This is a genomic window from Morganella sp. HMSC11D09, from assembly GCF_001807955.1.
Classification (GTDB): domain Bacteria; phylum Pseudomonadota; class Gammaproteobacteria; order Enterobacterales; family Enterobacteriaceae; genus Morganella; species Morganella morganii.
The window spans coordinates 1-9,323 of record NZ_KV791685.1 but is presented as its reverse complement, the minus strand read 5'-3'; the positions used below and the strand labels follow the sequence as shown (position 1 = coordinate 9,323).

Here is a 9,323-nt window from a genome sequence, read left to right as displayed (position 1 = left end):
TCATTTCGCCCTCAGCCGGAACCGACCCCAATTAGCGAGAAAAGAATGAAAATCGGCTATGCACGTAAATCTACGCATCTTCAGGATGTGGCGCACCAGGTTGACGAACTAACAAAAGCTGGATGTGAGCAAATCTATCAGGATCAGACCTCACGTAGCGGCCCCAAGCGCGACAAAAAAGGTGCGCCGGAACTGGAGAACTGCCTGAAAGCATTGCGCGAGGGAGATACCCTAGTAGTTTGGGCACTAGATCGGCTCGGCGGTTCATTGGGTCAAGTCATTACTTTACTCGACGACCTGAAGAAACGCGGAATAACTTTCATAGCCATCAAGGACAGAATAGACACAAATGCGCCAGTTATAGGGGAAATCTATACTCATCTGATGGCGATATTCTCTAGCTTTGAACGCAACCGCAATATTGAAAGAACGCGCTCAGGCCTTGCAGCTGCACGCGCAAGGGGCCGTGTGGGAGGGAGAAAACCGTCACTTTCTGAAGAAGATGTTAAACAAATTAGAATCTTACTTGCTGATCCTGAAATGACAGTTGGTGCAGTTGCTAAGCGCTTCAACGTTTCTCGCATGACTATTTATCGCTACACCACAAAATCATGAATGACCGCAGCATGGCGGTTTTATTTTCTTATGCCCGTCAGGGCATGGAAGGCGACCACGCCGGACTTAAACGGGCACCGGCCGCAAATCGCCGGAAACCGCAACGCTGACCGTATCGCCCGGCCCAGCCCCTCCCTGCAAAGCCATAACCCAGCCCGCCGCCACGCAGCTGCCGCACGTCCCCCACGGTGGTGCGCAGTGGGCGCCGCGCGCCTGCGCGCGGGAACGGCGGCCCGCCTTCGGGTCGCGGCGCCGTACTGCGCGTTAGCGGCCGCACGCGGCCGGTTACGGGGGACACTACGCCATACGACCAGCGACCCGCTGAGCTGCACAATCCACGGATAACACAAGCTACATACATGTCGATATGGGAATCGGCCCACCTTGCCGGGCTGCGTAATTGCATCGGACTTGACTACCCATTTGCATTTTACTTGGTGACCGTTTGCAGATTACTTGACCATCACCAACTAAATCTGTCCCATTAGATTTAGTTGGCGTAAGGCCTTACATCTTAACGGCTGCTGTGTGCCAAAAGCGGACGCTACGATTCCGCAGTGATTAAACCCCCAACCCCAAAAGACCTGTTGAAATGGGGTCAGCAAAACAGATACATTACGCACGTTGTTACCTTGTATCATCAGGATGCCGTTGACTGTGTTTTTTAGCCGTGAAGTCATTTCCAGAATCGTGCTTATCATCATGGCTGTTGCCGTGCTGAGCAGTTCGCTTATGGCAAAACCACAGGCTGTCTACAACGTCCAGGATACAACGACCATCAGTGACCATCAGCACGATAGCGATGAACCGCTGAATGAGCACGATCCGCTGCTGTTCCACTCGCACGGTAATGTGCACCACCTCAATGCCGATCATTCCCACGATCTGAACAAACTCTTCACCCTGACTGCTTTGCAGGCCTGGAACGCGGGCATACGGGCGACCTTTGCGCTGAGTTCAGAACAAATTCTGCGAATGCCACAGGCCACCCCCGAACGCCCTCCGAGATCCCTGTTTGCGTAATAACTGCTGTTAATTCGTTATTATTCAAACTGTAAGGATTTTGTATGAACACCTGCCTTAATTTACAAGGCCGGTTGAGCGGTGGCCTGTTTTCGACTCAGGCGCGTTCGGCTTGTCTGTTTTTCATATTGTTATTGCTTTTCTACAGCCAGGGTGCGGCCGCACATGGCGTAGCCGAAGGCGACAAAGGGTACATCCAGGAAATCACCGGGATTAACATCATCCCGTTTATCTACCTTGGCGCGAAGCATATGGTGACCGGCTACGATCACCTGCTGTTTCTGTTCGGCGTGATTTTCTTTCTCTACAAAATGCGCGATATCGGGCTGTACGTCAGCCTGTTTGCTATCGGACACTCCACAACGCTGCTCATTGGGACGTTCTTTGACATCAGCGTAAGCGCTTATCTCATTGATGCCATTATCGGACTGTCTGTGGTCTACAAAGCCCTTGATAACCTTGGCGCGTTCCAGCGCTGGTTTGGCTTTCAGCCTAATACGAAGATGGCGACGCTTATCTTTGGTTTCTTCCACGGCTTTGGCCTGGCGACCAAAATCAAGGAGTTCGAAATTTCCCCCGATGGCCTGTTCGTCAACCTGATTGCCTTCAATGTCGGGGTCGAGATAGGTCAGCTTCTGGCGCTGAGCGCCATCCTTATCATCATGAGTTACTGGCGGCAGACGGCGAGCTTTTTCCGCCATGCCTACACCGCCAATGTGGTGATGATGAGCGCCGGTTTCCTGTTAATGAGTTACCAGATTTGTGGCTACGTTTTAGCCTGAGGGAGAAAAGAGAATGTATAACACCGATTTACCGACCCGCGCAGAGCTGCCATCTGCGATGAAGCTGATGCAGTCCACTATCCTGGCGGCTATTGTTGCTTTAACGCTGCTGATAACCATCGTGATGCCTTCAGAATATGGTATCGATCCAACGGGCGTTGGCCGCCTGCTGGGCCTTAAACAGATGGGCGAAATCAAAACGCAGCTGGCGGAGGAAGCCGCCACGGACAAACAGGCGAGTACGAGCCAGTGGGGGCAGTCAACCACTCCGACGAATGAGCGCCCGGTGGCGGATAACCCGCCGACAATCACGCAAAACAACTACCCGGAGCTGAGCGTTCCGGCGACAACTCGTGCGCCAGAAGCCCCAACTGCCGGTTCTCAGCGCAATCAGCTGTTAATTACTCTGAAACCGAATGAAGCGGCTGAAGTTAAGATGGAAATGCGTAAGGATGCCCGGGTGACTTACCAGTGGACAAGCTCTGGACCTGTCAACGTGGATGCACACGGCGATCCGGTTAACGCACCGAAAGGGTTTTACCACGGCTATGGTAAGGGCCGCCAGATAACCTCAAAGGATGGTGTGTTGCAGGCGGCCTTTGACGGTAAGCATGGCTGGTTCTGGCGAAATCGTGGTTCAAAGACGATTACTATCCAGCTTGATACCAATGGCGAATACCAGAGCATTAAGCGCGTAATCTGATTAATCGGGCCCGTATAATGCGGGCCCATCTTATTCATTCCGGCAATACAAGACTTTACACTTTCGCCTCTTACATCCTCCCCGGGGGGATGCTAATCTTTTCTCTATGTTATGAAGACTGCCTGAGAGAAACGCCAGCGATGTATCTGATGTTTAAACGTTCACCCCGTTATATTCTGATGATTGTCATCATGGCCGTTGGCATGATGATGTCGTCGATGGGCACGTTTGCGTCACACGGTACCAACGGCCTGACTGGTTACGAGATGAATCTGCATGATGCAGAAGTCACCATGACAGTGCAGGATCACTCCCACGACTCGGATATCCCTCAGTCTGGTCACGCAGGCCATCATCAGACAGACCATTTCCATGAAACCCCTCAGCAGCCGCCCTCTGTGGAGATCTCCCTCTCTCCTGTAGCAGACAGATGGTTGCCGCTTGCCGATCTTCGCAGCCCGGTTAAGGCCACGGACATCATTTACCGCCCTCCAAGCACCCGCCAGATCTGATGGCTGTTGCCGGTAGCAGTTTGCTTCCTGGCGTTTACCAACTTCAGATTTAGCGGAGAGGCTATGTACACAGACTCCATACAGGCGCGTCGCGAGATTGCGCGTAATTTTACTGAACTTAATTATCGAATTACCCCTCTGCACTGGCAGACACTGTGCATGGGCGTTAATCGCGATCTCCAGGCCAAAAAACTGCGTCCGAACGTCCCTGTTCCTTCACGACGTAAGGTCATTCCGTTCCTGAAAATGATGCACAAAGAAACGGGCTCGATGTTGAAAGCCATTCTTGCCTTTGGTTTCGATGGCCCCTGGACCTCCAGCGGTGGTTCGTTTCGTCTGGCGCGAGAAATTGGGTTCGATATTGCCCACCATGCAAAAAACATTCATCACAAAAACGGTACCGTCACCTTCCTTGAAATTGGTGCTGCCTGGGCAGGTTTTCGTGCTGAAGAAGCGACCAGCCATCAGGCGGCAATTTCCGGACTTGCCCAGAGCTTCAGGGAGCAGCTCGGGGAGAGCGCATTCCTGCATTTCACCAATCTCACGCCATGGCACGAATCGCTGCCAAAGGGGGTGACTGAGCATCCCTACGTGACGGCTGCCGGGCTGTGCGTACTGGAGAAGCAGGGAGTTCGGGCCGGTGAGGTCGATATTATCTACTCTCAGGCCGCAGCCTATTTCGAACAGGATTACACGGCATTCCTTCGCAGCGCAGCCCGTCTGCTGAAAGGGGATGGCGTCTTAATCTTCAATCATGATCCTGTTCTGGCGAGCGCGATGGATGAAGTCGCGTGGGAGCAAGGACTCCGGCTGGTTCGACGTAAGCAAATGGGCGGAATGAATGGCGCGATTGCCCGTTATCACCGGCTTCGTTCATCCCCGGTGAGTCAAATGGTTTTCCCTGGGGTAAACCGTGAACAGGACGATGAAGTGGTCTGTGAATCACTGGTTATGTCGGCACTTCGTCGCAGCGTGGAGGTGTAACGCCCGATATGTTGACGCGCAGACATTTTCTCACCACCACAGGAGCGTTGCTGATGACAACATTACTGCCGGGGGAAACCCTGGCAGCCTCTCTGGCCGAAAAAGTCAGTGATACATGGCAAAGAATTATCGCTCGCCGCACTGCTAAGGAGACGATAACGCCGGGCTGGATTTTACAGTCGCTCGGGCTTCAACCGGGCTCAACGGAACTGCGGAGAGCCATTTTTGAACTGGTCAGGCGAATGCCCTATCAGCTTGGGTCATGGAATAACCAAAGCATGAGCCTGTTTGAGCAGGGTTTTGGCGACTGTCGTCATAAAGCCGCCGCGGCCGAACGATTGCTGGTTGCCGGTGGGATTACAGCAAGGCGAAAACTGGTGCAGTTTGACTGGGCTGACTTGCCCGTTCCTCCGGAAATACTGGCTATTTTGCCGCAAACCCAGGGATTTCATGACACCGTGACTTTTGAGTTAAACGGGAAAACATGCCTGTTTGATGCCACCTGGGATATAGCCCTGCGCGGCGCGGGCTTCCCGGTGATGCCTTCCTGGGATGGCAACTCTGATACCTGGTCGGTGACTTCCCGGATGTCGACGCAGCAAACCGTACAGATGCCACAGCCCGGGCAGGATATTTACAGCGCTAACCAGATGAGCTGGCCTCAGCGCGAGAAAACCATGGCCTTCAATCAGGCGCTGAATAGCTGGCTGGACGACGTTCGGGCTAACCGTGATGACTGGTGCACCATCGTCCATAGCGATGTTGAAGCCACACGGCTGAGTCTGAAAACCTGCCTGGGACTTCTGAGTTAACACCTTTCTCGTCAGAAGGGGCTTCGCAAGGAAGCGGTGATAACACCTTCGACACTTTTTATGCTGCTTCAGGTATAACGCTGGGATACCTGAAGCTTTTTTTATTCAACATATCAGATGGTTGGTAAATCACTCATCCTCCCCACCAGGATAATGCTTGTCATTTTTTCCAGGTCCCTCTATGCTTTCATCATCCCCCCGGGGGGGATGTAAATTTAAGCCAAGAGAATTCCTGATGCTCAATATTCTTTCTAATCGTACCTATCGCCACCTGTTTATGGCACAGGTTATCGCCCTTATCGGCACCGGTCTGGCGACCGTCGCGCTGGGGTTGCTAGCTTATGATCTGGCCGGAGACAGGGCTGGTGCTGTGCTGGGTACCGCGCTGGCTATCAAGATGAGCGCCTACATTCTGGTTGCGCCGGTAGCGGCGGCCTTTGCCGATAAATTCCCGCGTCGCACCATGCTGGTGACGCTGGACTTAGTCCGCGCTCTGGTGGCGATCGCGCTGCCTTTTGTCACTCAGATCTGGGAAATCTACATCTTGATCTTCTTCCTGCAGTCTGCTTCGGCAGCGTTTACACCGACTTTCCAGGCGACGATCCCGGACATTCTCCCTGACGAACGTGAATATACCCGGGCGCTGTCTCTGTCACGCCTGGCCTACGATCTTGAAAGCGTTATCAGCCCGATGCTGGCGGCGGCGCTGCTGACAGTCATGAGTTTCCATAATTTGTTTGCCGGTACGGCAGTCGGATTCCTCGCCTCTGCGGCTCTGGTTGTTTCCGTGTCGTTGCCAAAAATGAAAGCGTTAACCGTCAAACGCAGCGTCTATGACAAAACGACGCGAGGCATGCGCATCTTCCTGAAAACACCAAGGCTGCGTGGTCTGCTGGCACTCAATATGGCCGTGGCAGCGGCAAGCGCGATGGTTATCGTCAATACCGTTGTTCTGGTACAGGCTGACTTTGGTTTATCACAGCGCTCGACTGCCAGTGCGCTGGCCTTCTTCGGTGTCGGGTCGATGGTGTCTGCACTGGTTCTCCCGAGACTCCTCGACAAAATGCGCGACCGCATGCCGATGCTTGTGGGGGCCGCGCTTTTGGTGATTGGCCTGGGGCTGGGTATTTTCCTGATGGATTACTTCACTCTGGTTGTGCTTTGGGCATTGCTGGGCGTCGGATATTCACTTTCTCAAACCCCCAGTGGCCGCCTGCTGCGCCGCTCATCAACGGCGGAAGACAGACCCGCGCTATTTGCCGCTCAATTTGCATTGTCGCATTCATGCTGGCTGGTGACTTATCCGCTGGCCGGATGGGTCGGCGCGACATGGGGCACACAGGCTTCGTTCATCGCGTTGACCATCGTAGCGGCGCTGTCGTTGCTCACCGCCGTGCTTATCTGGCGTCCTGAGCATGAAGAATATGTTCAGCTGCACAGCCATACCGACGCCGAAACGAATAATGCATCCACTCATGAACATGATTTCGTCATCGACGATGAACATCCGTCATGGCCGAAGAAAGAGAAGTAATTTCCCTGAAAGACAACCAGGCAGGAGAGGATAAGCCGATAAAAAATGTGACCATAGCGATGATACACATTATCTTATCCCCTCCACCTGGAGAGGATAAGATATGACTGTTCACGCATCACACCCTGACATTATTAAAAGACTTAAGCGTGCCGCCGGGCACCTGAAAAGTACCATCCAGATGCTCGAAGATGAAAAAGCGTGTCTGGATATCGCCCAACAGCTGCATGCGGTTGAAAAAGCGATAACGAATGCAAAGCGTACCTTAATTCATGACCATCTTGATCACTGCCTGGAGGATGCGCTTCATGCCGATCATGCCGGAACTGAAACAACGCTAAGCGAATTTAAAGAGATCACCAAATATCTTTAAGGCAAGCGAAACATGACTGATTTTTCTGCTCTTCTGCAGCAAGGCGTAGCCAATGCCTGGCTGTTTATTCCCAGCGCTATCCTGCTGGGTGCGCTGCACGGACTGGAGCCAGGACACTCCAAAACGATGATGGCGGCGTTTATTGTGGCTATTCGTGGAACGGTGAAACAAGCGGTTCTGCTGGGACTGGCGGCGACCATTTCGCACACCTCTGTGGTCTGGCTCATTGCCATGGGTGGGATGTATGTCAGTCAGAAATTCACCGCTGAATCTGCGGAGCCCTGGTTCCAGTTAATTTCGGCCATCATCATTCTTGCCACGGCAGCATGGATGTTCTGGCGTACCTGGCGCGGTGAGAAGCTATGGAAAATGGAGCAGGAAGAGGAGCATTCCCACGGTCATCACGAACATGATGAAACCCGGATTATAGATACCGGCCACGGCAGCGTTGAACTCTCTATTTTCGAGGAAGGACAGCCACCTCACTGGCGTTTACGTACGCTCAGCGGCAGAAAGTGGGAAGCCAGCAACATTTCTGTAGCCACAAGGCGGGGCAATGGAACCTATTCTCAGGTTTTCGACTTCGTTGAAAAAGACGGGTTTATGGAATCAGCCCTGGCGATCCCTGAGCCACACAGTTTTGATGTGCGCCTGTCTTTAGGCCATCGTGGGCATGTACACGATTATGATGTGGAGTTTCGCGAGCATGAGCACGGTCACGACCATGACCACGATCACTCCGCACTGGAGGGGCTGGATGTTAATTCCCGCGAATACCAGGACGCTCACGAAAAAGCCCATGCGAACGACATCAAGAAACGTTTTGCCAATCGCAGCGTAACCACCGGGCAGATTATCCTGTTTGGGCTGACCGGCGGACTTATTCCTTGCCCGGCGGCCATCACCGTTCTGCTGCTCTGCATCCAGGTGAAGGAATTTACGCTCGGTGCCGCGCTGGTACTGTGTTTCAGCATCGGCTTAGCAATTACGCTGGTTTCTGTGGGTGCAGCTGCGGCGTTTAGCGTTCGCCAGGCAACCAAACGCTGGAGTGGCCTGGATACTCTGGCACGCCGTGCCCCATACTTCTCAAGCGTACTGATAGCCCTGGTCGGCATTTACATGGGCTACCATGGCTGGATCGGCGTTACCCGCTGATTTTCTCTTGTAAAAGCCACATGCCTGAACCCACCAATTGGTGGGTTTTTTATCTCTGAAGCCTGTCACATTTTCATCCCCCACAGGGGATTGCAATTGAGCTTTTATAGCCGCTCATTTATTATAAAGGCATCCCCCCTGGGAGGATGTGAAATCATAAATGGAACCTGCTATGCAAAAACAATACTTCAGTCAGATTCGTCGCCAGCTCGTCAACGTCACCGGCGTGTTGCTCGCTTCATTCATCGTCATTCCAGCCCTGGCAGCGCAAGGCGGTTTCTCCGCAGAGAAAGAGCCAGTCGCCACTGAACGCATGTATGCCGGTCATAAGGTTCAGCAGGAAAACAGTCAAAGCCGCATTCAGGCCGTGCCGTCGATGCACGAAGGGGCGTGGATCACACTGGAAGGCAATGTCATCAGCCAGCAGCAGGAAGAGTGGTATACGTTCCGCGATCCAACCGGAACCATCAAAGTTCGTATTCCACAGAAAGTCTGGAACGGGCAGCACTTCGATGCGCAGGATTTGGTGCGTGTGAGCGGGCAGATAAGCCGTGAGAATGGCACTACGAGCCTGAACGTTGAGGTGATCAAAAAGCCTTAAATTTGAAGGATCATGAGTATGACGAACTACATTGTCCAGTTCATATGTAGTTCGTCATTTGAATGTCCGTTGATCGCTCATAGCTGCCGGTCAACTCGGAAGGAAACTGTCTCTATTTTCTGTTGGAGATGACCAAGAGAAGTGCAAACAGGCAGTCAAGTAAAATGCAAATGGGGAGTCAAGTGAATGCAAATACCCACCGGGCGCCGCTGCCGCGTGGGAATCGGCC

Annotated in this window: 11 protein-coding genes; all 11 read left to right on the top strand. The window is 53.0% G+C overall.

What is annotated here, in order from left to right; translation table 11 throughout:
* On the top strand, positions 1–615 hold a 615-nt coding region (locus tag HMPREF3119_RS09145; RefSeq protein WP_371327754.1), incomplete at its 5' end, for a recombinase family protein.
* Positions 616–1,272: 657 nt separating this feature from the next.
* Positions 1,273–1,638 carry a hypothetical protein gene (locus HMPREF3119_RS09140; protein WP_029602878.1) on the top strand — a complete coding sequence of 122 codons (366 nt, stop codon included), beginning with the start codon at positions 1,273–1,275 and terminating at the stop codon, positions 1,636–1,638.
* A 44-nt stretch (positions 1,639–1,682) separates the two neighbouring features.
* Positions 1,683–2,420, top strand: coding sequence for a HupE/UreJ family protein (locus tag HMPREF3119_RS09135; protein WP_009654087.1), 738 nt, complete (start codon positions 1,683–1,685; stop codon positions 2,418–2,420).
* A 13-nt stretch (positions 2,421–2,433) separates the two neighbouring features.
* Positions 2,434–3,123 (top strand): hypothetical protein, encoded by a 690-nt coding sequence (locus HMPREF3119_RS09130; protein WP_029602877.1) that lies wholly within the window; start codon positions 2,434–2,436, stop codon positions 3,121–3,123.
* A gap of 149 nt (positions 3,124–3,272) precedes the next feature.
* Positions 3,273–3,635, top strand: coding sequence for a hypothetical protein (locus HMPREF3119_RS09125; protein ID WP_223610883.1), 363 nt, complete (start codon positions 3,273–3,275; stop codon positions 3,633–3,635).
* A gap of 63 nt (positions 3,636–3,698) precedes the next feature.
* On the top strand, positions 3,699–4,619 hold the full coding sequence (locus HMPREF3119_RS09120; protein ID WP_029602875.1) for a class I SAM-dependent methyltransferase: 921 nt from the start codon (positions 3,699–3,701) through the stop codon (positions 4,617–4,619).
* A gap of 53 nt (positions 4,620–4,672) precedes the next feature.
* The gene (locus HMPREF3119_RS09115; RefSeq protein ID WP_029602874.1) at positions 4,673–5,431 is read left to right on the top strand and encodes a hypothetical protein; all 759 of its coding nucleotides are present in this window, start codon (positions 4,673–4,675) and stop codon (positions 5,429–5,431) included.
* A 235-nt stretch (positions 5,432–5,666) separates the two neighbouring features.
* On the top strand, positions 5,667–6,965 hold the full coding sequence (nirA, locus tag HMPREF3119_RS09110) for an MFS transporter (protein ID WP_070579436.1): 1,299 nt from the start codon (positions 5,667–5,669) through the stop codon (positions 6,963–6,965).
* 103 nt (positions 6,966–7,068) lie between these two features.
* Positions 7,069–7,338 (top strand): metal-sensing transcriptional repressor, encoded by a 270-nt coding sequence (locus tag HMPREF3119_RS09105; protein WP_009653703.1) that lies wholly within the window; start codon positions 7,069–7,071, stop codon positions 7,336–7,338.
* Between the two features lie 12 nt (positions 7,339–7,350).
* Complete coding sequence (locus tag HMPREF3119_RS09100; protein WP_029602872.1) at positions 7,351–8,493, top strand: nickel/cobalt efflux protein RcnA; 1,143 nt, start codon at positions 7,351–7,353, stop codon at positions 8,491–8,493.
* 160 nt (positions 8,494–8,653) lie between these two features.
* Positions 8,654–9,094 carry a YgiW/YdeI family stress tolerance OB fold protein gene (locus HMPREF3119_RS09095; protein WP_135695985.1) on the top strand — a complete coding sequence of 147 codons (441 nt, stop codon included), beginning with the start codon at positions 8,654–8,656 and terminating at the stop codon, positions 9,092–9,094.
* Positions 9,095–9,323 lie beyond the last annotated feature (229 nt).

Excerpts from the sequence above, each read along its gene's own strand:
- HMPREF3119_RS09135 (WP_009654087.1), top strand. The coding sequence starts at position 1,683 with ATGAACACCTGCCTTAATTTACAAGGCCGGTTGAGCGGTGGCCTGTTT.
- HMPREF3119_RS09130 (WP_029602877.1), top strand. The coding sequence starts at position 2,434 with ATGTATAACACCGATTTACCGACCCGCGCAGAGCTGCCATCTGCGATG.
- HMPREF3119_RS09125 (WP_223610883.1), top strand. The coding sequence starts at position 3,273 with ATGTTTAAACGTTCACCCCGTTATATTCTGATGATTGTCATCATGGCC.
- HMPREF3119_RS09120 (WP_029602875.1), top strand. The coding sequence starts at position 3,699 with ATGTACACAGACTCCATACAGGCGCGTCGCGAGATTGCGCGTAATTTT.
- HMPREF3119_RS09115 (WP_029602874.1), top strand. The coding sequence starts at position 4,673 with ATGACAACATTACTGCCGGGGGAAACCCTGGCAGCCTCTCTGGCCGAA.
- nirA (WP_070579436.1), top strand. The coding sequence starts at position 5,667 with ATGCTCAATATTCTTTCTAATCGTACCTATCGCCACCTGTTTATGGCA.
- HMPREF3119_RS09105 (WP_009653703.1), top strand. The coding sequence starts at position 7,069 with ATGACTGTTCACGCATCACACCCTGACATTATTAAAAGACTTAAGCGT.
- HMPREF3119_RS09100 (WP_029602872.1), top strand. The coding sequence starts at position 7,351 with ATGACTGATTTTTCTGCTCTTCTGCAGCAAGGCGTAGCCAATGCCTGG.
- HMPREF3119_RS09095 (WP_135695985.1), top strand. The coding sequence starts at position 8,654 with ATGGAACCTGCTATGCAAAAACAATACTTCAGTCAGATTCGTCGCCAG.